Annotated in this window: 21 protein-coding genes and 1 pseudogene; 4 read left to right on the top strand and 18 right to left on the bottom strand. The window is 71.1% G+C overall.

The features are described 5' to 3' along the window. From nuoH to AB0M43_RS31890, 10 genes and pseudogenes are all read right to left on the bottom strand, one after another. On the bottom strand, window positions 1-1,326 hold the full coding sequence (nuoH, locus tag AB0M43_RS31845; RefSeq protein WP_363729581.1) for an NADH-quinone oxidoreductase subunit NuoH: 1,326 nt from the start codon (window positions 1,324-1,326) through the stop codon (window positions 1-3). After that, window positions 1,323-3,707: an NADH-quinone oxidoreductase subunit G gene (locus AB0M43_RS31850; RefSeq protein ID WP_363729583.1), complete on the bottom strand. Its 2,385-nt coding sequence runs from the start codon at window positions 3,705-3,707 to the stop codon at window positions 1,323-1,325. Before AB0M43_RS31850 ends, nuoH begins: the two co-directional genes overlap by 4 nt. Before the next feature lies 1 nt (window position 3,708). Continuing rightward, window positions 3,709-5,010, bottom strand: a complete 1,302-nt coding sequence (nuoF, locus tag AB0M43_RS31855; RefSeq protein WP_363729585.1) for an NADH-quinone oxidoreductase subunit NuoF — start codon at window positions 5,008-5,010, stop codon at window positions 3,709-3,711. A 20-nt stretch (window positions 5,011-5,030) separates the two neighbouring features. After that, window positions 5,031-5,699, bottom strand: a pseudogene (nuoE, locus tag AB0M43_RS31860) (NADH-quinone oxidoreductase subunit NuoE); the annotation flags it as partial. Beyond that, entirely contained in the window at window positions 5,699-7,021 is a 1,323-nt protein-coding gene (locus AB0M43_RS31865; RefSeq protein ID WP_363729588.1) for an NADH-quinone oxidoreductase subunit D, read from the bottom strand. The pseudogene nuoE and the gene AB0M43_RS31865, both read right to left, overlap by 1 nt. Next, window positions 7,018-7,686: an NADH-quinone oxidoreductase subunit C gene (locus AB0M43_RS31870; protein WP_363729591.1), complete on the bottom strand. Its 669-nt coding sequence runs from the start codon at window positions 7,684-7,686 to the stop codon at window positions 7,018-7,020. Before AB0M43_RS31870 ends, AB0M43_RS31865 begins: the two co-directional genes overlap by 4 nt. Then, window positions 7,683-8,327 carry an NADH-quinone oxidoreductase subunit B family protein gene (locus tag AB0M43_RS31875; protein ID WP_363729593.1) on the bottom strand — a complete coding sequence of 215 codons (645 nt, stop codon included), beginning with the start codon at window positions 8,325-8,327 and terminating at the stop codon, window positions 7,683-7,685. The genes AB0M43_RS31870 and AB0M43_RS31875 overlap by 4 nt, the downstream gene beginning before the upstream one ends. 1 nt (window position 8,328) lies before the next feature. Next, entirely contained in the window at window positions 8,329-8,694 is a 366-nt protein-coding gene (locus AB0M43_RS31880; RefSeq protein ID WP_197006597.1) for an NADH-quinone oxidoreductase subunit A, read from the bottom strand. Window positions 8,695-8,755: 61 nt separating this feature from the next. Beyond that, on the bottom strand, window positions 8,756-10,033 hold the full coding sequence (locus AB0M43_RS31885; protein ID WP_363729897.1) for a geranylgeranyl reductase family protein: 1,278 nt from the start codon (window positions 10,031-10,033) through the stop codon (window positions 8,756-8,758). A 191-nt stretch (window positions 10,034-10,224) separates the two neighbouring features. Next, complete coding sequence (locus tag AB0M43_RS31890) at window positions 10,225-10,911, bottom strand: demethylmenaquinone methyltransferase (RefSeq protein WP_363729597.1); 687 nt, start codon at window positions 10,909-10,911, stop codon at window positions 10,225-10,227. Between the two features lie 118 nt (window positions 10,912-11,029). On the opposite strand from AB0M43_RS31890, the gene AB0M43_RS31895 reads away from it, so the two are divergent. Further along, window positions 11,030-12,415, top strand: a complete 1,386-nt coding sequence (locus tag AB0M43_RS31895) for a hypothetical protein (protein WP_363729599.1) — start codon at window positions 11,030-11,032, stop codon at window positions 12,413-12,415. A 21-nt stretch (window positions 12,416-12,436) separates the two neighbouring features. Then, window positions 12,437-13,669, top strand: a complete 1,233-nt coding sequence (locus AB0M43_RS31900) for a hypothetical protein (protein ID WP_363729602.1) — start codon at window positions 12,437-12,439, stop codon at window positions 13,667-13,669. A gap of 63 nt (window positions 13,670-13,732) precedes the next feature. Here AB0M43_RS31900 and AB0M43_RS31905 read toward each other — a convergent pair whose 3' ends face one another. The 8 genes from AB0M43_RS31905 to AB0M43_RS31940 all read right to left on the bottom strand — a co-directional run bounded on the left by AB0M43_RS31905 (window position 13,733) and on the right by AB0M43_RS31940 (window position 21,227). Then, window positions 13,733-15,070, bottom strand: coding sequence for a hypothetical protein (locus tag AB0M43_RS31905; RefSeq protein ID WP_363729604.1), 1,338 nt, complete (start codon window positions 15,068-15,070; stop codon window positions 13,733-13,735). Between the two features lie 131 nt (window positions 15,071-15,201). Then, window positions 15,202-16,368 carry a cyclic dehypoxanthinyl futalosine synthase gene (gene mqnC, locus AB0M43_RS31910; protein WP_363729606.1) on the bottom strand — a complete coding sequence of 389 codons (1,167 nt, stop codon included), beginning with the start codon at window positions 16,366-16,368 and terminating at the stop codon, window positions 15,202-15,204. Between the two features lie 71 nt (window positions 16,369-16,439). After that, window positions 16,440-17,519, bottom strand: a complete 1,080-nt coding sequence (gene paaE, locus AB0M43_RS31915) for a 1,2-phenylacetyl-CoA epoxidase subunit PaaE (protein ID WP_363729608.1) — start codon at window positions 17,517-17,519, stop codon at window positions 16,440-16,442. 2 nt (window positions 17,520-17,521) lie between these two features. Next, complete coding sequence (gene paaD, locus AB0M43_RS31920; RefSeq protein WP_363729900.1) at window positions 17,522-17,983, bottom strand: 1,2-phenylacetyl-CoA epoxidase subunit PaaD; 462 nt, start codon at window positions 17,981-17,983, stop codon at window positions 17,522-17,524. Window positions 17,984-18,081: 98 nt separating this feature from the next. Next, window positions 18,082-18,771 (bottom strand): 1,2-phenylacetyl-CoA epoxidase subunit PaaC, encoded by a 690-nt coding sequence (gene paaC, locus AB0M43_RS31925; RefSeq protein WP_363729902.1) that lies wholly within the window; start codon window positions 18,769-18,771, stop codon window positions 18,082-18,084. Window positions 18,772-18,779: 8 nt separating this feature from the next. Then, window positions 18,780-19,067 carry a 1,2-phenylacetyl-CoA epoxidase subunit PaaB gene (gene paaB / locus AB0M43_RS31930; protein ID WP_363729609.1) on the bottom strand — a complete coding sequence of 96 codons (288 nt, stop codon included), beginning with the start codon at window positions 19,065-19,067 and terminating at the stop codon, window positions 18,780-18,782. After that, the gene (gene paaA, locus AB0M43_RS31935; protein ID WP_363729612.1) at window positions 19,064-20,149 is read right to left on the bottom strand and encodes a 1,2-phenylacetyl-CoA epoxidase subunit PaaA; all 1,086 of its coding nucleotides are present in this window, start codon (window positions 20,147-20,149) and stop codon (window positions 19,064-19,066) included. The genes paaB and paaA overlap by 4 nt, the downstream gene beginning before the upstream one ends. Before the next feature lie 232 nt (window positions 20,150-20,381). Then, the gene (locus AB0M43_RS31940; RefSeq protein ID WP_363729613.1) at window positions 20,382-21,227 is read right to left on the bottom strand and encodes a menaquinone biosynthesis protein; all 846 of its coding nucleotides are present in this window, start codon (window positions 21,225-21,227) and stop codon (window positions 20,382-20,384) included. Window positions 21,228-21,483: 256 nt separating this feature from the next. Between AB0M43_RS31940 and AB0M43_RS31945 the strand changes: the two genes are divergently transcribed. Both AB0M43_RS31945 and AB0M43_RS31950 read left to right on the top strand, forming a co-directional pair. Continuing rightward, window positions 21,484-23,454 (top strand): AAA family ATPase, encoded by a 1,971-nt coding sequence (locus AB0M43_RS31945; RefSeq protein ID WP_363729615.1) that lies wholly within the window; start codon window positions 21,484-21,486, stop codon window positions 23,452-23,454. Next, window positions 23,451-24,281, top strand: a complete 831-nt coding sequence (locus AB0M43_RS31950; protein WP_363729617.1) for a DUF2510 domain-containing protein — start codon at window positions 23,451-23,453, stop codon at window positions 24,279-24,281. The genes AB0M43_RS31945 and AB0M43_RS31950 overlap by 4 nt, the downstream gene beginning before the upstream one ends. Window positions 24,282-24,303 lie beyond the last annotated feature (22 nt).

Here is a 24,303-nt window from a genome sequence, read left to right on the forward strand (position 1 = left end):
TTACTCTCCCTGCTCGCCGCTGGCGGCGGCATGTTCGACGGCCACGCGCTTGAGCCGGGGGCTCGGCGGGACCACGAGATCCATCGGCGGCATCGGGAAGCTGCCCTGCGGGCGCCTCTCGTCCGCGGCCCGGGCCGGCAGCGTCGGCTGCTTCTTCGGCCAGAACAGGATGATGACCGCGAAGAGCACGGCGAACCCGGTCCAGATCGCGATCTGCACCGCCCGGTCCGCCTTCGGGGCCACCCGGACGCCCGCGACCAGCAGGATCCAGACCAGGTTGACCGGGACCAGGACCTTCCAGCCGAAGCGCATGAACTGGTCGTACCGCAGCCGCGGCAGCGTGCCCCGCAGCCAGACGAACACGAACAGCAGGATCAGGACCTTGGCCGTGAACCACAGCAGCGGCCACCAGCCGGCGTTCGCGCCGGCCCAGAAGGTGCTGATCGGCGCGGGTGCCCGCCAGCCGCCGAGGAACAGCGTCGTGCACAGGCCCGACACGGTCACCATGTTGATGTACTCGGCGAGGAAGAACAGGGCGAACTTCAGCGAGGAGTACTCGGTGTGGAAGCCACCGACCAGCTCCGACTCCGCCTCGGGCAGGTCGAACGGGGCCCGGTTGGTCTCACCGACCGCCGAGATGAAGTAGATCAGGAAGCTCGGCAGCAGCAGGATCGCGTACCAGCCGGGCAGGGTGACGTCCGTGCCGAAGATCTGCTGCTGGCGGCCGTCGGCCTGCGCGGCCACGATCTCACTCGTCGACATCGAGCCGGCGGTCATGAAGACGGCCACGATGGACAGCCCCATCGCGACCTCGTAGGAGATCATCTGCGCGGCGGACCGCAGACCACCGAGCAGCGGGTACGTCGAGCCGGAGGCCCAACCGCCCAGCACGATCCCGTAGATGCCCAGGCCGGAGCACGCCAGCACGAGCAGCACCGCGACCGGCAGGTCCGTGAGCTGCAACGGCGTCTTCTGGCCGAACATGGAGACGTTCGGGCCGAGCGGCATGATCGCGAAGGCGGTGAAGGCGCACACCGTCGAGATGACCGGGGCGATGAAGAACACCGCCTTGTCGGCCAGCTTCGGCATGATGTCTTCCTTGAACGCCAGCTTCAGGCCGTCCGCGAGAGACTGGAGCAGACCGATCGGGCCGACCCGGTTCGGGCCGGGCCGGTGCTGCATCCGACCGACGACCTTGCGCTCGTACCAGATCGTGAAGAGCGTCATCACGACCAGGAACGCGAAGATGCCGACGACCTTGATGAGGATGATCCACCACACGTCGTGGCCGAAGTCCTCCAGTTTCGGGCTGTCCGCGAGGATCACTGCGCCCCTCCAGCACTGATGTTGACCACGTCACCGGCGACCGTGCCCAGCGTGCGGTGCACGGTGGAGCCGGGCGAGTTCGTCGGCACCCAGACCACGTGGTCCGGCATGTGCGTGACCTGCAGCGGCAGCGTGATCGCACCGGTGCCGGTCCCCACGGTCACCGACTCGGTCGCGCCGATGGCGTCCGCGGTGGCCTGCGAGAGCCGGGCGACGGGCGTGCGCGCCGTACCACCCAGGTGGTCGTCGCCGTCGAGCATCGCGCCGAGGTCGACCAGCATCCGCCAGCTCGCCAGCACCGCCTGGCCCCGACCGGGGGACAGCGGCTCCTCCGGGCGGACCCGGGGGGCGGACGGCCGGGTCGTGACGGCCGGCAGCTGACCGAGCTCCTTGCGCAGCGCGGCCACCTCCCCGCCCAGGGTCACGCCCAGCTCGGCGGCGATCGCGGACAACACCCGCGCGTCGGGCATGGTGCCCGGGCTGAGGACCTGGTCGAAGGTGCGGACCCGGCCCTCCCAGTTCAGGAAGGAGCCGGCCTTCTCGACGGTCGCCGCGACCGGGAAGATCACGTCGGCCCGCCGGGCCACCGCGCTCATCCGCAGTTCGAGGGAGACCAGGAAGCCCACGCTGTCCAGCGCGGCCTCGGCACCCCTGACGTCGGCCAGGTCGTGCGGGTCGACACCCGCGACGACCAGCGCCTCGACGTCACCGGACGCGGCGGCGGCGAGGATGCCCGCCGTGTCGCGGCCCGGGGTGGACGGCAGGGACTCCACGCCCCAGCGCTCGGCCAGCTGGGCGCGGGCGGACAGGTCGTCCACCACCCGGCCGCCGGGCAGCAGGTTCGGCAGGCAGCCGGCGTCGATCGCGCCCCGGTCGCCGGCCCGGCGCGGCACCCACGCGAGCTTCGCGCCGGTGGCCTCCGCCAGGGCGACGGCCGCGCTGAGCGCGCCCGGCACCGTGGCCAGCCGCTCGCCGACCAGCAGGATCGCGCCCGGCTCGCGGAGGGCGAGGCGCGCGGCCTCGACCGCCGGGGAGGCGCCGGCGATGGGCTCGCCGCCGATCAGGGCGTCGAGGACCTCGGACTCGGTACCGGGGGCGGCGGGGATCAGCGTGCCGCTGGTCTTCGTCACCGAACCGGTCGCGAACGGCTGGACCGAGAACACCCGCACGCCGTGCTTCACCGACGACTTGCGCAGTCGGAGGAACAGGATCGGGCACTCCTCCTCGGGCTCCAGGCCCGCGAGGACGACCGCCGGGGCGGCCTCGATGTCCAGGTAGCTCGCGGAACCCTCGGCCGCGACGGCGGCGGCCAGGAAGTCGGCCTCCTCCGCGGAGTGCGGCCGGGCCCGGAAGTCGATGTCGTTGGTGCCCAGGGCGACCCGGGCGAACTTCGCGTACGCGTAGGCGTCCTCGACGGTCAGCCGGCCGCCGGTGAGCACGCCGGCCTTCCTGCCGCGCAGGCCGTCGGCCGCGAACCGCAGCGCCTCGGACCACGACGCCTTGCGGAACTCGCCGGTCTCCTTGTCGCGGATCAGCGGGTCGGTGAGCCGGTCGAACGCGTTGACGTACTGGAAGCCCCAGCGGCCCTTGTCGCAGCTCCACTCCTCGTTGACCTGCGTGTCGTCACCCGCGAGGCGGCGCATGACCTTGCCCCGCCGGGAGTCGGTGCGCAGGTCGCAGCCGGCGGCGCAGTGCTCGCAGGCGCTCGGCGTGGAGACCAGGTCGAACGGGCGGGCCCGGAACCGGTACTGGGCGCCGGTCAGCGCGCCCACCGGGCAGATCTGCACGGTGTTGCCGGAGAAGTAGGAGTTGAACGGCTCCCCCTCGGCGACACCGATCTGCTCGGACGCGCCGCGCTCCATCAGGTCGATGAACGGGTCGCCGGCGATCTCCTCGGAGAACCGGGTGCAGCGCTGGCAGAGGATGCAGCGCTCGCGGTCCAGGAGCACCTGGGACGAGATCGGCAGCGGCTTGCGGAACTCCCGCTTGACCTCGGAGAACCGGGCCTCGGTCCGGCCGGCCGTCATGGCCTGGTTCTGCAGGGGGCACTCGCCGCCCTTGTCGCAGACCGGGCAGTCCAGCGGGTGGTTCAGGAGCAGGAACTCCATGATCCCGGCCTGGGCCTTCTCGGCCACCTGCGAGGTGTGCTGGGTCTTGACGACCATGCCGTCGGCGCAGGTCTGGGTGCAGGAGGCGACCGGCTTGCGCTGGCCCTCCACGTCGACCAGACACTGCCGACAGGCACCGGCCGGCTCGAGCAGCGGGTGGTCGCAGAACCGGGGGATGTCGATGCCCAGCTGCTCGGCGGCCCGGATGACCAGCGTGCCCTTGGGGACGCTGACCTCGATGCCGTCGATCGTGAGGGTTACCTTGTCGGTCATATCAGTGCGCCCCTACGAGTTCGGGCTTCAACATCGGAGCCTTGCGACCCTCGATGTAGTCGAGGTAGTCCTGCTCGAACCACTTGATCGACGAGGTGACCGAGCTGGTCGCGCCGTCGCCCAGGCCGCAGAAGGACCGGCCGAGCAGGTTGTCACACGCGTCGAGCAGGGTGTCGAGGTCCTTCTTGACGCCCTGACCGGCCAGAATGCGGTGCAGGATCTGGATCATCCAGTAGTTGCCCTCGCGGCACGGCGTGCACTTGCCGCACGACTCGTGGGCGTAGAACTTGATCCACCGGTACGTCGCGTACACGGGGCAGTCCTGCTGGCTGAACAGCTGGGTGGCCGTGGTGCCGAGCATCGAGCCCTGCGCGCCCACGCCCTCGAAGTCCAGCGGCATGTCCAGGTGGTCGGCGGTGAGCAGCGGGGTCGAGGAACCGCCCGGGGTCCAGAACCGCAGCTGGTGGCCGTCCTGCATGCCGCCGGCCAGCTCGATCAGCTCGCGGAGCGTGATGCCCATCCCGCACTCGTACTGGCCCGGGTTCTTGATCCGGCCGGAGAGCGAGTAGATCATCGGGCCGGAGGACTTCTCCGTACCCATCGACTTCCACCAGTCCGCGCCGCCCAGCACGATGTAGGGCACGCTGGCGATGGTGCCGACGTTGTTGATGACCGTGGGCTTCGAGTAGAGGCCGTGGGTCGCCGGGAACGGCGGGCGCAGCCGGGGCTGGCCCCGGAAGCCCTCGAGGGAGTCGAGCAGCGCCGTCTCCTCGCCGCAGATGTACGCGCCCGCGCCGGAGTGGATCACCAGGTCCAGGTTGTACCCCGAGCCGAGGATGTTGCGCCCCAGGTAACCCCGGGTGTACGCCTCCTGCACGGCCGCCCGCAGCCGACGCGCCGCCTGCACGGCCTCGCCCCGGATGTAGATGGCGGCGAAGTTGGCCCGGATCGCGTACGAGGAGATGATGACGCCCTCGATCAGCGAGTGCGGGTCGTGCGACATGAGCGGCAGGTCCTTGCAGGTGCCCGGCTCGCCCTCGTCGGCGTTGACCACGAGGTAGTGCGGCTTGCCGTCACCCTGCGGGATGAAGCCCCACTTCATGCCGGTGGGGAAGCCCGCGCCGCCCCGGCCGCGCAGCCCGGAGTCCTTGACGAGCTGGATCAGGTCGTCGGGCTCGGCCTTGAGGGCCTTGCGCAGGGCCGCGTAGCCGTCGAGGCGCTCGTAGGTGGCGAGCTTCCAGGCGTCCGGCGACAGCCAGCGCTTGGTCAGCACCGGGGTGAGCTTGTGGATGGGCCCGCTCATGCCTTTGCCTCCTTACGCGCGATCGGGGTGTTCGGGTCGAACCCGGGCACCGCGACGCCGTTGTCCGCCGCGAGCCTCGCGCCGGCCAGGGTGGGGTCGCCCGCCACGCCCTCGGCGACCGCGCCGGGCCGCTCGTCGGGGAAGCCGGCCAGCTGCAGCTGGATCTCGCGGAACGAGCAGAGCCGGGGCGCCCGGGAGGGTACCGGGACCTCGCCGCTCTGGAGCTGCTTCACGATCTCCAGGGCGTCAGCGGCCTGGGTACCGTCGAAGAAGTCGTAGTTGACCGTCATGACCGGCGCGTAGTCGCACGCGGCCAGGCACTCGGCGTGCTCCAGGGTGATCTTGCCGTCGGAGGTGGTCTCCTCGTGCCCGACACCCAGGTACTCGCTCAGCGCCTCGTAGGCCTTCTGGCCGCCCATCCGGTCGCACATGGTGTTCGTGCACACGCTGACCAGCCAGTCGCCCGTGGGCTTGCGCTTGTACATCGTGTAGAACGTCGCCACGGCGTTGACCTGCGCCTTGGTGATCCCGAGCTGGTCGGCGCAGAAGCCGATCCCCTCGGGCGTGATGTAGCCGTCCTCGGCCTGCACCAGGTGCAGCAGCGGCAGGAGAGCCGACCGGGAGTGCCCCTCGGGGTACCGGGCGATGATCTCCTTCGCCCGGACGAAGGTCTCTTCGGAGAAAGCCATTAGCGGTCACACCCACCCATCACGGGGTCCAGTGAGGCCCCGCCTGCGATTACGTCTGCCAGCAGTCCGCCCTCGGCCATGGCCGGGATCGCCTGCAGGTTGATGAAGCTCGGCTCCCGGAAGTGCACCCGGTACGGCCGGGTGCCACCACTGGACACCGCGTGCACGCCGAGCGTCCCGCGCGGGGCCTCGATCTCGGTGAACACCTGCCCGGCGGGGACCCGGAAGCCCTCGGTGACGAGCTTGAAGTGGTGGATCAGGGACTCCATGGACTGGCCCATAATGTTCGCGACGTGCTCCAGGGAGTTGCCCAGGCCGTCGCCGCCCATCGCGAGCTGCGCGGGCCAGGCGATCTTCTTGTCCGCGACCATGATCGGGCCGGGCTCCAGGCGGTCGAGCGCCTGCTGGACGATCTTCAGCGACTCGCGCATCTCGCCGAGCCGGACCTGGTAGCGGGCCCACACGTCGCCGTCCGGGTGGGTCGGGACCTCGAAGTCGTAGGTCTCGTAGCCGGAGTACGGCATCGTCTTGCGCAGGTCCCACGCGAGGCCGGCGCTGCGGAGTACCGGGCCGGTGATGCCGAGCGCGACGCACCCGGCCGCGTCGAGGTACGCGACGCCCTGGGTGCGCGACTGCCAGATCGGGCTGCCGGAGAGCAGGTCCTCGTACATGTTGATCCGGTCGGGCATCCAGCCGAGGAATTCCTTGATCTTCGCGATCGCCTCGTCCGGCACGTCCTGCGCGACGCCGCCCGGGCGCACGTAGGCCATGTTCATCCGCAGCCCGGAGCACATCTCGAAGATGTCCAGGATGTACTCGCGCTCGCGGAACCCGTAGATCATCATGGACAGCGCGCCGAGCTCCATGCCCGTCGTCGCCAGCCAGACCAGGTGCGAGGAGATCCGGTTGAGCTCCATCATCAGGATCCGGATCACGTTGACGCGGTCCGGGATCTGCTCCTCGATGCCCAGCAGCTTCTCCACCGCCAGGCAGTAGCCCGTCTCGTTGAAGATCGGGGCCAGGTAGTCCATCCGGGTGACGAACGTCGTGCCCTGGGTCCAGGTCCGGTATTCGAGGTTCTTCTCGATGCCGGTGTGCAGGTAGCCCACGACGGTGCGCGCGTCGGTGACGGTCTCGCCCTCAAGCTCCAGGACGAGCCGGAGCACGCCGTGCGTCGACGGGTGCTGCGGACCCATGTTGACGACGATCTTCTCGTCGTGGATCGGGTCGTCGCCGCCGAGGACGGCGTCCCAGTCGCCACCGGTGACGGTGAAGACCCGCCCCTCGGTGGTCTCCCGTGCGTCTGCGTAGGTGTCGGTCACTTGTACGCCCTCCGCTGGTCCGGCGGAGGAATTTCCGCGCCCTTGTACTCGACCGGCACGCCGCCGAGCGGGTAGTCCTTGCGCTGGGGGTGGCCCTCCCAGTCGTCCGGCATCAGGATCCGGGTCAGGCCCGGGTGGCCCTCGAAGTCGATGCCGAACATGTCGAACGTCTCCCGCTCCTGCCAGTCGGCGGTCGGGTAGATCGACGTGACGCTCGGCAGCTTCGCGTTCTCGGCCGTGACGGCGGCTTCGAGCCGGATCCGGCGCCGGTACGTCATCGAGGTCAGGTGGTAGACCACGTGCAGCCGGCGCGGGTCGTCGGCGGCGTCGAGGTAGTCCACCCCGGACACCGAGGAGCACATCTCGTAGCGGAGCGCCGCGTCGTCCCGCAGGATCCGGGCGACGTCGAGGATCCGGTCCGCCTTGACGTGCAGGGTCAGCTCGCCCCGGTCCACGACGACCATCTCGATCGCGTCGTGGAACTCCGGGAACGCTTCCTCCAGCGCGTCGGTGACCTCGTCGAAGTACCCGCCGTAGGGCTTCTCCGTGGCGACCGTGACCGGGCGGCGGCGGACGAGGCCGCCGTAGCCGGAGACGTCACCGGTGCCGGAGACGCCGAAGGCGCCCTTGGCGACAGTGGTGGTGCCAAGCTCGCGTTCGGTCACAGCCCGGCCCTCTCCTTCATCCAGTTCTCGATGCGGAGCTGCTCCTCGGTCCCGGCGGCCACGGCCTCGGTCCACTGCTTCTTCTTGGCCTTGTTGAACCGGTAGCTCGACGGCATCGACCCGACCTTGACGATCGGGGCCGGCTGCGCGGCCAGGATCTGGCGGCGCTTCTCGCCGAGCGGCTCGTGCATGACCTTCTCGTGCAGCTTGAGGATCGCGTCCATCAGCATCTCGGGGCGCGGAGGGCAGCCCGGCAGGTACATGTCGACCGGCACGATGTGGTCGACGCCCTGCACGATCGCGTAGTTGTTGAACATGCCGCCGCTCGACGCGCAGACGCCCATGGAGAGCACCCAGCGGGGCTCCGGCATCTGGTCGTAGATCTGGCGAAGGACCGGGGCCATCTTCTGGCTCACCCGGCCCGCGACGATCATCAGGTCCGCCTGGCGGGGGCTGGCCCGGAAGACCTCCATGCCGAACCGGCCGAGGTCGTACCGCGCGCCGCCCGACGCCATCATCTCGATGGCGCAACAGGCGAGCCCGAACGTCGCCGGCCAGAAGCTCGACTTGCGGGTCCAGTTGACCAGCTTCTCGACCGAGGTCAGGAGGACCCCTGCCGGAAGCTTCTCTTCGATGCCCATGTCAGTCCCAATCCAGCCCGCCGCGACGCCACACGTAGGCGTACGCGACGAAGACCGTGCCGATGAACAGAACCATCTCGACGAACCCGAAGAGGCCGAGCGCGTTGAAGGACACGGCCCACGGGTACAGGAAGATGATCTCGATGTCGAAGACGATGAACAGCATCGCGGTCAGGTAGAACTTGACCGGGAACTTGCCACCGCCGGCACCCTGCGGGGTGGGCTCGATGCCGCACTCGTAGGCGTCGAGCTTCGCGCGGTTGTACCGGCGTGGGCCGGTCATCGGCGCAGACGCGACGGAGAAGAGCGCGAAACCGAACGCGAGGGCGATCAACCCCACGATGGGTATGTATGGGGAGAGCGACATACGCTATCCGCCTTCCTCTCCGTCCAGAAACCTGATAACCCTAATGTGTACGTTTGACCCGCTAGACAGCGGGGGCGATCCTGGTCAGCCCGTTGATGATCTTGTCCATCGCGTCGCCGCCGCGCGGGTCGGTCAGATTCGCGAGCAGCTTGAGGACGAACTTCATCAACGTCGGGTGCGGCATACCGTGCCTCGTGGCGATCTTCATGATCTGCGGGTTGCCGATCATCTTCACGAACACGCCGCCGAGCCGGTAGTAGCCGCCGTAGCGCAGCTTGAGCTCCTGCGGGTACAGCCGCAGCGCCCGCTCGCGCTCGGGGGTGGTGCCCCGGGCCAGCGCCTGCACCGCGATCTCCGCGGCCAGCACGCCGGACTCCATCGCGTACGCGATGCCCTCGCCGTTGAAGGGGTTCACCATGCCGCCGGAGTCACCGACGAGCATCACGCCCCGGGTGTAGTGCGGCACCCGGTTGAAGCCCATGGGCAGCGCCGCGCCCAGGATCTTGCCGTCGGCGTTCTCCTCGCGCAGGCCCCACTCCTCGGGAGTGTTGTCGAGCCAGTCGGTGAGCATCTGCCGGTAGTCCGTCTTGCCGAACGCGGAGCTGCTGTTCAGCACGCCCAGGCCGACGTTGACCCGGCCGTCGCCCATGCCGAAGATCCAGCCGTAGCCGGGGAGCAGCTTGTCGCCGCCCTCCTTGCTGCGGAGTTCCAGCCACGACTCCAGGTACTCGTCGTCGTGCTTGAGCTCGGACTTGTAGTACCGCCGGACGGCCACCCCGATCGGGCGGTCCTCACGCTTGGTGAGCCCCATCGACAGCGGGAAGCGGCCGGAGACCCCGTCGGCGGCGATGACGATCGGCGCCCGGTACTCCTTGGGCTCCTTGCCCGGGCCGGTCGCCTTCACGCCGATCACCCGGCCGGCCGCGTCCAGGATCGGGCCCTGCACGTTCGTGTTGGTGATCAGCCGCGCGCCGGCCTCGACCGCCCGCTTCGCCAGGATGTCGTCGAAGTCCATCCGGGTCCGGGTCAGGCCGTAGTTCGGGAAGCTCTCCAGGTCGGGCCAGTCGAGTTCGAGGCGCATGCCGCCGCCGATCACCCGCAGGCCCTTGTTCTTCAGCCAGCCCGGGGCCTCGATGTCGACGCCCATCCGGATCAGCTGCTTGACCGCGCGCGGGGTCAGGCCGTCGCCGCAGACCTTCTCGCGGGGGAACTCGGTCTTCTCCAGGAGGAGCACGTTCGCGCCGTGCGCGGCGAGGTGGTGGGCTGCGGCCGAGCCTCCGGGGCCGGCTCCCACAACGATGACATCCGCTTCATCAGCGGAATCGCTGGCATGCGGCACTGTCACGACCCTGGCCTCTCCTGTGTGCGCTCCACGTATTCCCGGTCCCACCGAGATTGTGAAGACTTTCACGAGCCCTATCGCGTGCAGTCTAAGGCCGCCGCCATCCCCCCGGCGGGTTAGGCGAGCCTAACTCCACTGACGGCGGCTTGTACCTTTTGTACCCTATTTTCGGGGCCGCGCGCGGGCTTTCAGGCGCGAACGGCCCGGTGCAACGCCGAGATGCCACCCGTCATGTTGCGCCATGCGACGTTTTTCCACCCATTGACACCGATGCGTTCCGCCCACTCCGCCTGACTGGGCCAGGCCCGGATGGACTCGGCCAGGTAGACGTAGGCGTCCGGGTTGCTGCTGACCCGGCTCGCGACCGCCGGAAGAGCCTTCATCAGGTACTCCAGATACACGGTCCGGAACACCGGGTTCGTCGGCCGGCTGAACTCGCACACCACGAGGCGCCCGCCCGGCTTCGTCACTCGGGCCATCTCCCGCAGCGCCGCGTCGGGGTCGTGCACGTTGCGGATCGCGTAGGAGATCGTCACCGCGTCGAAGCTGGCGTCCGCGAACGGCAGGGCCAACGCGTCGCCGGCCAACAGGGGCACGCCCCGGTTCCGGCCCTCGCGGAGCATTCCGACGGAGATGTCCGCGCCGACCACATAGGCACCACTTCGGGCGAGTTCCTCAGTCGACACACCCGTTCCCGCGCCCAGATCGAGGCACCGCTCGCCCGGTTTGAGGTCAAGTGCCTGTCGGGTTGCCCGTCGCCAGGCCCGATCCTGGCCGAAGGACAGTACGGTATTGGTCAGGTCATACCGCCGGGCCACGCCGTCGAACATCTCGGCTACCTCGTGCGGCTGCTTGTCCAGCGAAGCTCGCGTCACGCCCTGCACTCTACGTGTGCCGCCTGCAGCGCTGACTCGCCGATGGTCAACAATGGCTGCTAAAGCCGCGTGCGGCGACCCGGTATGCGGGGGAATGGTTGAAGGAGTGTGACGGACCGTGACCCAGTCAGCGCATGACCCCGCCTCCGGCGCGGAAACGCCGGAGGAGCTGTCGACGCTGCACAACGCCCGGCCGGCCACCCTCGCGGACCTGTCCGCGACGGATCCGGCCAGGCCCGTCCGCCGGTCCGTGCGGCCCGGCCAGGGCATCCACGGCCAGAGTTCCGAGCTGCCGCCGGACATGCGGCAGATCTCGGCCAGCGCGTCGGTGCGGCCCGTGCCGGACACCCCCGCGCGGAACTACCCCGTGATCGGGGGCGGCGAGTCGCTGTCCTCCGCCGACGCGGGCATCCCCGGGCCGGTCCAGCCCGCGCCGGCCGGTTACTCCGCGTTGCCCGGCGGGGCGTTCGGCGGGGATGTGCCCGGGGGCACGGCCAGTGGGCATGTGCCCGGTGGGGCCTCGTTCAGTAGCGGTGGGTCCTCGTTCGGCGGAGCCGGCACGTTCGGCGGGGCCGCCCCGGGGGGCGGTTTCGGTGGGGGTGCTCCGGGTGGGGCGCAGGACGCGGGCGGCGCGTCGGCCTTCGGCGGATCGACCCCGGGCGGTTTCGGCGGCTCGGCTCCGTCCGGCTTCGGCGGTTCCGCGCCAGGCGGCGACCCTGGTTACGGCGGCGCCGGTTCAGACCAGAGCGGAACACCTTTCGGGGGTACCGGGGCACCCGCGTCCCCGCCCCCCGCGCAACCCCCGCTCCCCAAGCCCGACGAGAGCCCGACGATGATCCTGCCGATCATCGGGGCCGTCAAGCCGCTCACCGTCCGCCGGGTCCTCGCGGGCGCGGTCGGCGTCATCGCCCTGATCGTCGCCGGGCTGCTCGTGCTCAACGTGATGATCCCGGAGGAGAAGGACGCCCGGAAGCCGACGCCGGCCCAGCCGGTCGCGCAGACCCTGCCGCCGGCCCCGTCCCCCACCCCGACGGCCGTGAAGCACAAGCCGGTCACCGAGCTGTGCACGAAGCTCGACACGGCCCCGGTCAAGGGGCTGTACCCGACGGTCGGGGCGGGCGCGCCCTCCGGCCTGACCTGCACGGCGGCCCTGGAGTTCAAGCCTCCGGCCGGTACGCCGCCGAAGCCGCCCCAGCACCGGAGCGGCAGCCTGGCGGGCACGGCCACGTACTTCCCGAGCGGCGCCGAGGCGGTCACCGCGTACGGCGCGAAGCTCACCGAGCCGTCGACCACGCTGCTGACCACGGTGGGGTCCCAGGCGGGCATGGTCACCGTGCCGGCCGGCAAAACCGTCACTGTGACCGTGCACGTCCTCGACGACAACGTGCTGCTCAGCTTCGTGCTGGTCGCCAACCGCGAGGACAAGGACTGGACGGCGCCCGAGATCGAGCAGCTCCGGGGCATCGCCACCCAGGTCGCGACGGGCACCCTCGCCAAGCTCTAGCCGAGCCCTTAGCCTCGCGGAGTGCCACACCGCCACTCCGCGCTCAACGCCCGCGTCCTCACCGCCCTGGTCGGCGCGGCGATCTACTACTTCGTGACCCGGTACTGCCTGGAAGGCGTGCCCCGGCTGCCGACCTGGGCTGAGGCCGGCCGGGTCACGGCCCTCCTCGTCGCGGCGCACCTCGTCCACGTCGCCGCCCAGATGCTGGGCCTGCTCGTCAGCTGGATCCGGCCCTATCGGCTGGTCGTGGGAATGGGGACGTCCCGCGACATCTGGATCGGTCCGGTGCTCCTCACGTTGTGCCGGTGGCCGGTCGCGCTGCAGGTCGGCTGGATCCTCCCCGCGTCGGCGAGCCGTTGGCGGAACTGGCTCCCGTACGCGGTGCCGGTCCTCGTCTTCACGGTGCTGGGCGTGGCGGCCGTGGCCACAGCGCCGGAATCTCCAGGGTCACCGGAGATCTGGGCCCCGTGGGCGGAGCCGCCCGTGCCGCCCTGGCCGGACGCGCACCGGGACTGGTCGGTGTCGACGATCGGCGTGTGCGTGGTGGTGCTGCACTGGCTGACCATCGGTTGGCCCTCCGTCGTCGACCGCCCGGTGGTGAACGCGTGGTACTTCCGGGCGGGGTTGAGACGGCAGCATCCCTTCCTTCAGCCGGACCACCGGAACTCGGCCGAGGGTCTGCTGTGGTTGCGCTACCAGACCGGGGAGCGGGCCCATCAGATCCAGTCGATCATCGACCAACTGCTCGCCCTGGCCCCCGGGCCCGAGGTCGCGAGCTTCCTCGGTGTGCAGCGCTCAGCCTACGACGGGAACGCCCCCGCGACGGCGGTGGCCATGGCGGAACACCTGGACCGGTACCCGGAAAGTGCTGGGGCCTTCGGCTTGAATTCGATGCTGTGCTACGCCGTCGGGGAGGCGCTGGCCTGCGGGGAAGCGGTCCCGCCGGACCTCGTCACCCGGGCCCGGACTGCCCTTCCGGAGGTGGTCGCCCACCTCCCGGTGGCCAACGCGAAGACGATGGCCGCTGTCTGGGCCCTCGTCGACGGCGATCCGGGCGCGGCGGTGGCGCTCGCGCGGGCCGCCGCGCGACACGCACCGAACCGGAGGATCCGGGTCCGGGCGCGCCTGGCCGAGGTGCTGGCGCTGATCGAGCTGGACCGCCCCGAGCAGGCCACCCGGCTGCTGGCCGCCATCCGTCCCCACCTGGATGAACGCTCCGCCCTGACCTTCGCGGACCAGCGCCTCGCCGCATGACCGGCCCACTGCGACGCGAAGGGCCCCGGGAACATCCCGGGGCCCTTCGCGTCGGTGCGGGTGTTACTTCGTGGCCGTAGCGGTCACGATCGCGCTGTTGTTGCCGTCGACCGGGTCCGGCAGGGTGCCGGTGACCGTGTTGGTGCTGCTCACCCCGGCCACCTCCTGCGAGAACCGCAGGGACAGCGCCAGGTCGTAGCTCTCGCCGCCGACCAGCGTGGGCAGGGTGCACTCGTAGCTGACCTTGCTGACGATCGTGTGGCACGGCTTCGGCGGGGTGGCGAACTTCGTGCCCTCCGGAGCGGTGACGATGATCTTCGAGGTCTTGGGGCTGGCCCACGCGCCCTTGTTGGTGACGGTGACCGTGTAGTTGACGACCTCGCCGACCTTGCCGGTGACGGTGGCCCCGGCGAGCGCCAGGTCCGCGTACGGCGAACCGGTGGTCAGCGTGAACCGGGCCGAGTTGTCGACCTTGTCCCCGTCGACCTGCTTGGCGGCGACCTTGGCCTTCTTCACCACGGCGCCCCGGGCGGTGCCGGCCTCGGGCTGGAAGTCGCCGTACGGGCCGACCTGCACGGTGGCCGCGCCCAGGTTCGTGTTCGGGGTGGCGTCGGCGGTCGCCTGGACCCGCAGGCCGAGGGCCAGGGTGTCGAAGCTCGCGCCGGGCGCCAGGACGATCGGCCGCTCGGTGCCGTCGGTGTCGAGGTACGACGACCAGGCGCACACGGCCGACCGCTTGTTCGTGTACGAGCAGCCGCGCACCTCCTCGCTGAACACGACGTGCTCGGGGAGGGTCAGCGCCAGGGACAGGCCCGCGCCGGTCTGGGTGCCGTTGTTGTCCACGGCGATCCACAGGTCGCTCGGGACGCCCGGGGCCAGGCCGCCGACGTTGCCGACGAGGACGCCGTAGTCGATGGTCGAGGCGGTCAGGTCGACGCTGTACGTGGTGGAGTTGTCGCCCTTGTGGGCCACGTCCTCGCGGTAGTCCGAGCTGATCGACACCGTGAGCTTGCCGGCGCGGCCGAGGGGCGCGTCGGGGCTGACCGGGCGGAGGTTCACGCCCAGGGTGCTGTCGAGGTAGCCGGGCTCCAGCTCGCCGAGGTCGCAGACGTACGCGGTGCGGTCGCCGGTGCACGGCCAGCCGGGGAGGTCCGCGACGACGTTCGGGCCGAGCTTGGACATGTCGAACACGACCTTGGTGTGGGTCGCGGTCGAGCCGCCCTTGTTCTGTACCTCCACGAAGAAGGTCTTGCCGGTGGAGTCGACCGCGATCTGCCGGGCCTTGATGTCCACGGCGAGATCGGCCGGGGTGACCTTGGCGTGCGCCGCGGTGCCGAGGCCGAGAGTGAGGGTGCTGGCTGCGAGCGTCGTGAGAGCCGCGCCTGCGAGGAAACGCTTCATGGATCCACCGAGGGTGAGTGATGGATGGAACTCCGAGGGACCATACAGGCCGCCACTCCCCGTTACTACCGGGCAAAAGAACCCCCGCCGGTCAAACGACCGACGGGGGCCCACAAACCGTTGCGCAAGTGTTACTGGAGGACCGTCAGCTGCCGGTCGACGTTGGTGATCGAGGAGAAGTGCGACGTCACGCGCTCGTCGGTCGGGTCGTCGGCGGGGGTCCAGTGCACGTTGAGGTGCCGGTAGAGGGTGTCGCGCTGGGCCGGGATCCGGTCGGCGGTCCGGATCATCCACACCAGGTCGTGCAGGTTGGACCGGTGCTTCGCGCCCGCCGAGGAGATCACGTTCTCCTCGAGCATGATGCTGCCGAGGTCGTCGACGCCCATGTGCAGGGACAGCTGGCCGGCGTCCTTGCCCGTGGTCAGCCACGAGGCCTGCAGGTGGTTGATGTTGTCGAAGAACAACCGGGCGACGGCGATCAGGCGCAGGTACTCCAGCATGGTCGCCTGGGTGCGGCCCTTGAGGTGGTTGTTCTCCGGCTGGTACGTCCACGGGATGAAGGACCGGAAGCCGCCGGTCTCGTCCTGGAGGTCCCGGATCATGGTCATGTGCTCGATGCGCTCGGCGTTCGTCTCGCCGGTACCCATCATCATGGTGGCCGTGGACTCGATGCCCTGCCGGTGCGCGATGCCCATCACTTCCAGCCAGCGGGCGCCGGACTCCTTGAGCGGGGCGATGGCCTTGCGCGGCCGGTCGGGGAGCATCTCGGCCCCGGCGCCCGCGATGGAGGCGAGCCCGGCCGCGTGGATCCGCCGGATGGCCTCCTCCAGGCTGACGCCGGACACCTTGGCCATGTGCAGGACCTCGGACGGGCCGATCGAGTGGATCACCAGGTCGGGGTATGCCGTGGAGACCGCGCCGAACAGCTCCTCGTAGTACTCCACGCCGTAGTCGGGGTGGTGGCCGCCCTGGAGCATGACCTGGGTGGCACCGAGCTCGACGGCCTCGGCGCAGCGCCGGAGGATCTCGGCGGTGTCGTGCGTCCAGCCCTCGGCGTGCTTGGGCGCGCGGTAGAACGCGCAGAACTTGCACGCGGTGACGCACACGTTCGTGTAGTTGATGTTGCGGTCGATGAGGTAGGTGACGATCCCTTCCGGGTACCGCCGCCGGCGCACCGTGTCCGCCGCCTCGCCCAGCGCGTGGAACGGCGCCTCCGTGTAGAGCAGCAGCGCCTCCTCCGGGCTGATCCGGCCCCCGTCAGCGGCACGCTGCAGAATCTCGCTGATCTCCACGCTCATGTCCCCGAGGTTACCTCTCGGTCGGCGCGCGGAGCCGGGCACCTTGGGCACCCGGCTGCCACGTCACAGCCTCACGCGTCGTAGTCGACGACCACCCGGTCGGTGACCGGGGACGACTGGCAGGTCAGGACGAAGCCGGCGGCGACCTCGTCGGGTTCCAGGGCGTAGTTGCGGGCCATCCGGACCTCGCCCTCGACGACCTTCGCCTTGCAGGTGGAGCACACCCCGCCCTTGCAGGCGTAGGGCAGTTCGGAGCGGACCTTCAGGGCCGCGTCCAGCACCTTCTCGTCGCGGCGCATGCCGAAGCTGGTCGCCCGGCCGTCCAGCAGGATGGTCACGTCGGCCTCGTGGGCGTCGGCCTCCGTGGGCGCCGTCGCGGGGGCGTCGTCGGCGTAGAACAGCTCGGAGTGTACGAGGGAGCCGTCCAGCAGCGTCTGGGCCGCGACGACCATGCCGTACGGGCCGCAGAGGAAGTACTCGTCCGCCTCGGGCGCGAACGCCGCCAGGAGCCGGGGCAGCCGGTCGGCGTCGATCCGGCCCGACAGCAGCTCGGCGTCCTGGGGCTCGCGGGACAGCACGTGCACGAGCTGCACCCGGCTCGGGTAGCGGTCCTTCAGGTCCGCCAGCTCCTCCAGGAACATGACCGACCGCGCGTACCGGTTGCCGAACAGCACCGTCCACTCGCTGTCCGGCTCGGCGGCCAGGCCCGTGGCCAGCAACGACAGCACCGGGGTGATGCCGGAACCGGCGACGACCGCCACGTACCGGCGCGCGCGCCCGGCCGCGAACTCCGTCGTGAAGTGCCCGATCGGCGGCATGACCTCGACGGTGTGGCCGGCGTCGAGCGCCCCGTTGGCGTAGGTGGAGAAGGCGCCGCCGGGCACCTGCTTCACGCCGACCCGGAGCACCCCGTCGCGGGCCAGCTCGGCGGGGGTGGAGCAGATCGAGTAGCTGCGCCGGATGTCCTCGCCGCCGGACAGCAGCCGCACGGTGAGGTGCTGGCCGGGGCGGAAGGCGTAGGTGGCGCGCAGGTCGTCGGGTACCAGGAAGGAGACCGCCACCGCGTCCTCGGTGAGCTGGTCCACGGCCTGGACGGTCAGCGGGTGGAAGACCGGACGGCGCCGGGCCGGCTTGCTCAGGGTGACGGTCACTTCTAAATCGCCTTAAAGTGGTCGAAGGGGTCGCCGCACGCCCGGCAGCTCCACAGGGACTTGCAGGCCGTCGAGCCGAACCGGCTCAGTTCCCGGGTGTCCGGGGAGCCGCAGCTCGGGCAGCGGACGGAGATGCTCAGGGTCACGGTGCCGGCGCGGGCCGCGCCCGAGGGCGGGGCGATCCGGGCCTGACGGAGCTTGGCCTGGCCGGACTCCGTGATCCAGTCCGTGGTCCACGCCGGGGCCAGCACGGTGCGGACCTCGACGTCGCGGCCCGGGAGCGCGCGGCGGATGTCCGTGCGGATGGCGTCCATCGCGGGGCAGCCCGAGTAGGTCGGGGTGATGGTCACGACCACGCGGTCGCCGACGACCTCGACGTCCCGCAGGATGCCCAGGTCGTCGATGGTGACGGTCGGGATCTCGGGGTCGGGGACGGCGGCGACGGCGGCCCGCAGTTCGGCCAGCTCGGCGACGGCCCCGGGCGTGCGGGAGGCCCCGGCCGCGCGCCGCTCCCCGCCCCGGGCTGCCCCGGGCGCGACGATCGGCTCCGCGTGGACGGCGTTCACCAGGTCGCCCCCGGGTGCGCGCGGTGCAGCACCTGCATCTCCGCGAGCAGGTAGCTCAGGTGCGTGGTGTGCAGGCCCTGCCGGCCGCCGGTGGGCGCCCAGCCGTCCTCGGGCCGGGTCAGGGTCGCCTCGGCCAGGATCGGCTCGACCGCCGCCAACCACCCGGACCGAAGATCATTACCCTCGAACAGCTCATGGGTGTACGGCCACAGCTCGTCCACCGCCGCCTGGGCCCGCGCGTGCGACTCGTCCGTGCCGTCGCCGAGTCGCAGGGTCCACAGCCGGGCGTGGTCGACGTGGTACGCGACCTCCTTGATCGCCTTGTCCGCGATCTCGTCGCCCCGCATGGCCGTGTACAGCTCGCGCTGGTACGCGGAGAAGAACAGCAGCCGGACGATCGCGTGCGCGAAGTCCCCGTTCGGCAGCTCCACGAGCTGGACGTTCGTGAACTGCCGGTCGGTACGCAGGAAGGCGAGCTCGTCCTCGTGGCCCGTCCGGGACAGGAACATCCGGGCCTGGCCGAGCAGGTCGAGGGCGATGTTGGCCAGGGCCACGTCCTCCTCCAGCTCCGGGCCCCGGGAGGTCCACTCCGCGAGCCGCTGGGCGGCGATCAGCGCGTCGTCGCCGAGGTTGAGGTCACCGGGGCGGGCCAGGGGCACGGAGTCGCCGCAGTCCGGGAGGATCACGTCGGCGCTCACAGGTGGGCCACGCCTTCGGGGACGTCGTAGAAGGTCGGGTGCCGGTACACCTTGTCGGCGGCCGGCTCGAAGAACGCGTCCTTCTCGTCCGGGCTGCTGGCCGTGATCGCGACGGCGGGCACCACCCAGAGGGACACGCCCTCCTGCCGCCGGGTGTACAGGTCGCGCGCGTTACGCAGCGCCAACTCGGCGTCGGGCGCGTGCAGGCTGCCGACGTGGGTGTGCGCCAGCCCGCGCCGGGGCCGGACGAAGACCTCCCACAGGGGCCAGTCTGTCGTGCTCACGCGGGGACTCCTGTCGTCGCTGCGCCCGCCATGGCGAGCTGCTCCTTCTTGGCCTGCTGCTTGCGCGCGTACGCCTCCGCGGCGTCGCGGACCCACTGGCCGCCCTCGTGCGCGGCCTTGCGGTGCGCGATCCGTTCCCGGTTGCACGGGCCGTTGCCCTTGATCACCCGGAACAGCTCGTCGTAGTCGGGCTGGGTGTAGTCGTGCCGGCCCTCGGCCTCGTTCCACACCAGGCCCGGGTCCGGCAGGGTCAGGCCCAGGATCTCGGCCTGCCCGACACACATGTCCACGAACCGCTGGCGCAGCTCGTCGTTGGTGAACCGCTTGACCTTCCAGGCCATCGACTGCGCCGTGTTGGGCGACTCGCCCTCGGGCGGGCCGAACATGGCCAGCGACGGGTACCACCAGCGGTCGACCGCGTCCTGGGCCATCGCCTTCTGCTCGGCGGTGCCGTGCGACAGGACGTGCAGGATCTCGTACCCCTGGCGCTGGTGGAAGGACTCCTCCTTGCACACCCGGATCATCGCCCGCGCGTACGGCCCGTAGGAGGCGCGGCACAGCGGCACCTGGTTGACGATGGCCGCGCCGTCGACCAGCCAGCCGATCGCGCCGACGTCCGCCCAGGTCAGGGTGGGGTAGTTGAAGATCGAGCTGTACTTCTGCCGGCCGTCGATCAGCATGTCCGACATCTCGGCGCGGTCGATGCCGAGCGTCTCGGCCGCCGCGTAGAGATACAGCCCGTGTCCGGCCTCGTCCTGCACCTTGGCGAGCAGGATGGCCTTGCGCTTGAGCGTGGGCGCCCGGGAGATCCAGTTGCCCTCGGGCTGCATGCCGATGATCTCGGAGTGCGCGTGCTGGGCGATCTGCCGGATCAGATTCTTCCGGTACTTCTCCGGCATCCAGTCCCGGGGCTCGATCTTCTGGTCGGCCGCGATGACGGCCATGAAGTAGTCGTCCTCGGAGCCCGTCGGCCGGTCCTGCTGGGCCGCGAGCTGGAGGTCACGTTCCGCGTCGGCCACCTGGTCGAGCAGGCTGCGCGCGCCCGGCTGCTCGGGGGGCTCGGAGAAGTCGTTGCCATACACCCCCCAAGTGTTACACCCACCAACCCACCTGACCAAGTCCTGTAACAGAGTTGGCCCACGGGGTTGGCGTTATCGCGCTCGATGTCCGACTCCGACCCGACCGGGCACGCCGGGACCGGAACGCGCGACAGGCCCGGTCGGGCACAGTCCGGGCGGCCGGCCCGGCGCGCGCACGCGGAGAGCCCCGCCCCCGACAGCGGGAGCGGGGCTCGGTACCCGTCTAAGGGGTTTGTCAGTCGAAGACGAACAGCGGGCCGTCGGCCGGGAGCGCCGGGGCCGCCCCGTGCGCCGCCGCCCGGGCCGCGAACTCCCGCAGCCCCGCGACCTGCCGCGCGCCCAGCGAGAAGTCCAGCGCCCGGAAGTAGCCGGCGAGGGTCGCCGCGTCGAACGGCTCCCAGCGCGCGGCCGACTCGGCCACCTCGTCCAGCTCCGACAGGCACAGGTCCCGGGACCGCAGGAACGCCTCGTGCACGTCCTTGACCAGGCCCGGGTGCGCCTCGGCGAAGTCGCGCCGGACCGCCCAGACGGCGAAGACCATCGGCAGCCCGGTCCAGTCCCGCCACGCCTGGCCCAGGTCGGTGACGTGCAGGCCCTGGGAGGGTGCCTCGTACAGGGCGCGCAGGGCGACGTCGCCGATCACCACGGCCGCCTCGGCGTCGGCGAGCATCGCGTCCAGGTCGGGGGCGGTGCGGGTGTAGGTCGGGGTGACCCCGTACCGGCCGGCGAGCAGCAGCTGGGCGAGCAGTACCCCGGTCCGGCTGGTCGAGCCGAGCGCGACCCGGGCGCCGTCCAGCTCCGCGAGCGGCTTCTTCGACACGATGTTGACCGAGAGCACGGGGCCGTCGCTGCCGACCGCGAGGTCCGGGAGGAGGAGCAGGTCGTCGGCCGCGCGCAGGTACTCCACCAGGCTGATCGGGCCGATGTCGAGCCGGCCGTCGACCAGGCGCTCGTTGAGCTGGTCGGGGCTGTCCTTGTGCAGTTCGACGTCGAGCAGCGCGCCGGTGCGGCCGAGGCCCCAGTAGATCGGCAGACAGTTCAGGAACTGGATGTGGCCGACCCGGGGCCTGCTCGGACTCATGTCGTCCAAGCTACGCCTGCGGTGATCGTGACGGGCGTCACGCAGCCGTGGGGGTGCGCGGGAGCACTCGCGTGTCGCACGGGGAGGGCGGTGCCGCAGCCCGGGCGCGACCGCCGGCCGGGCCCGGCCGGGAAATCCGCGCGCCGACCTGCCCCGACGCGGGTAGGCTGGCACGTTCGTGCGCCCGTCGAAGCCGGGCCCTCCGGGGCCAAGGGCAGTGGGAGATCACCCCCGACGCTGCAAAGGACGTCCCCCCGTGCAGGAAGAGCTGCTCGCCGAACAGGAACACCTCACCAGGTCCCGCGCCGCACTGGAGCGGATGCTGCGGACCGCCGACGAACTCCACACCACCGGCGCGACCGTGGCCGGCGACGCCTACTCGGCGGAGACCCTGGGCCGCGCCATGCGGGACCGGATGAAGCAACTGGCCGTCGACCCGGGTACCCCGCTGTTCTTCGGGCGGTTGGACATGCGGCTCCCGGACCGGCCCGACGCCGAGAGCTGGCACATCGGCCGCCGGCACGTCGTGGACAAGGCCGGCGGGGAACCGCTGGTGCTCGACTGGCGCGCCCCGCTGTGCACCGCCTTCTACCAGGCCAGCGTCGCCGACCCGATGGGCGTCGACCAGCGCCGCCGGTTCGGGTTCGTCAAGGGCGAGCTGACCAGCTTCGAGGACGAGCACATCTCCCGGGGCGAGGAGCTGGGTACGAAGAGCGCCCTGCTCACCGCCGAGATCGAGCGGCCCCGCGTCGGGCCGATGCGCGACATCGTGGCCACCATCCAGCCGGAGCAGGACGTCCTGGTCCGGGCCGAGCTGGGCGAGTCGGTGTGCGTGCAGGGCGCCCCGGGCACGGGGAAGACGGCCGTGGGCCTGCACCGGGCCGCCTACCTGCTCTACGCGCACCGCGAGCGCCTCAAGCGCGCCGGCGTCCTGATCGTCGGGCCGAACCGGGCGTTCCTCGGCTACATCGCGGCCGTGCTGCCGGCGCTGGGCGAGGTGGAGGTGGACCAGTACACGATCGACGACCTGATCGCGCGGCATCCGGTCCGGGCCACCGACCCGCTGGAGGCCGCCGTGCTCAAGCACTCCGCGGCGATGGCCGACGTGCTGGGCCGGCTGCTGTGGACGAAGGTGGTCAGGCCCACCGAGGGGCTGATGATCTCCGACGGGGCGTGGCGGTGGCGGCTGTCGCCGGACGACCTGCGCGCGGCGGTCGCGGAGGTCAGGGGGGCGAACCTCCCCTACGGCATCGGCCGGGAGCGGCTCCGCGCCCGGATCGTCAACCTGCTGCTCCGCCAGGCCGAGGCCCGCTCAGGCGAGTCGCCGTCGGAGTCCTGGCAGCGCACGATGGGCAAGCACTCCCAGGTCAAGGCCGTGCTCGAAGCCTGCTGGCCGGCCGTGACCCCGGAGAGCCTGGTGTGCGAGCTGCTCACCGACCCGCCGGAGGGCTTCGAGGCCGTGGCGTGGGCGAAGCCGCCGAAGAGCCCGAAGTCGGCGAAGTGGTCGGCGGCGGACCTGGTGCTGCTGGACGAGGCGGCCGGGCTGCTCGACCGCGAGGCCAGCTACGGGCACGTCGTCCTCGACGAGGCCCAGGACCTGTCCCCGATGCAGTGCCGGGTGATCGCGCGGCGCAGCGAGCACGCGTCGCTCACCGTGCTCGGCGACCTGGCCCAGGGCACCGCGCCGTGGGCGGCGGCGGACTGGGCCGACAGCCTCGGCCACCTGGGCAAGCCGGGTACGGCCGTGGTGCCGCTGACCACCGGCTTCCGGGTGCCGGAGGCCATCATCGAGCTGGCGAACCGGCTGCTCCCGGCCCTCGACGTCGACGTGCCGGCCGGGGTGTCCATGCGCCGGGACGGTTCGCTGACGGTCACCGCGACCCCCGACGTGGTGGACGCGACGGTGCGGGCGGTGCTGGCCGCGCTGGGGCACGAGGGCTCGGTGGGCGTGATCGCCGCCGACGCGGCGGTGCCCGGCCTGGTCGCGGCGTTGGAGAGCGCCGGGCTGACGGTCGGCGGGCCCGAGGAGGACGAGCGGATCACGGTGATGCCGGCGACGCTCGCGAAGGGTCTGGAGTACGACCACGTGATCGTGCCCGAGCCGGCCGCCATCGTGGCCGCCGAGCCGCGCGGTCTGCACCGGCTGTACGTGGTGCTCACCCGCGCGGTATCCCGCCTGGACGTACTGCACTCCCAGCCCCTCCCGGCGGTACTCTCAGGGGCATGACCAGGGCGCCCGGTTGGTATGTCGATCCGGATGGCGAGCCGGCCATGCGCTATTGGGACGGCGGCTGGACCGACCGCAGCCGTCCCATCTCCTCCGAGGACCTCCCGCCGCTCGACTTCCTCGACCCGGGGCCGACCACCCCGGAGGTCACCGAGGCGTTGCCGGTGCCGGTGTCGCCGGCCCCGCGGGTGGACACGATGGATCCGCCGCCGCCACCTCCTCCGGCCGTGCCCCGTCCCCGGCCGGAGCCGGCCCCGGAGGAACCGGCCGCCCGGGGCACCGCCACCGTGTTCGCGCTGGTGGGCGCCTTCTGCCTGCTGGTACCCGTCGCGTTGGTCTGTCTGTTGCCCTTCGCCTGGGCGGTCCGCCGGTTCGCCGACTGGCCCGGGTGGACGGTGTGGGCGTTCTGGGCGGGCACGTGGTCGGTCCTCGCCATCCCGGCGGCCCGGCGGGCACTGGCCCGGGCCGCCCCGCACCAGCAGCCGTCGCACGCCGACGAGCCGACCGGGCCGCTGGCCGCGCTGACCTGGCTGTCGTTGCCGCTGCTCGTCGCCGACCGGGTGGTGACCGCGCTGACCGGGGCCGTCGACCGGCTGTGGGGGTTCGTCAAGCACCTGGCGAGCACCGGGCAGGGCCGGCGTACGACGCACTCCACGGTCGCCGTGGTGCTGGGCATGGTCCGGAGCCTGGTGTTCTGGGCCATCTGGGGCGTGGTGGCGCTGTTGTGGCTGGTCATGCACGGGTTCAAGTACACGACGAACGGGTTGCGGTGGGTCGCGGCGTCGATCGGGGACCGGATCCGGGGGGCGGCGCCCGACGCCCCCTGACCGGGCAACTCGTTATAAGAGT

This window comes from Longispora sp. NPDC051575, from assembly GCF_040681875.1.
Taxonomy (GTDB): domain Bacteria; phylum Actinomycetota; class Actinomycetes; order Mycobacteriales; family Micromonosporaceae; genus Longispora.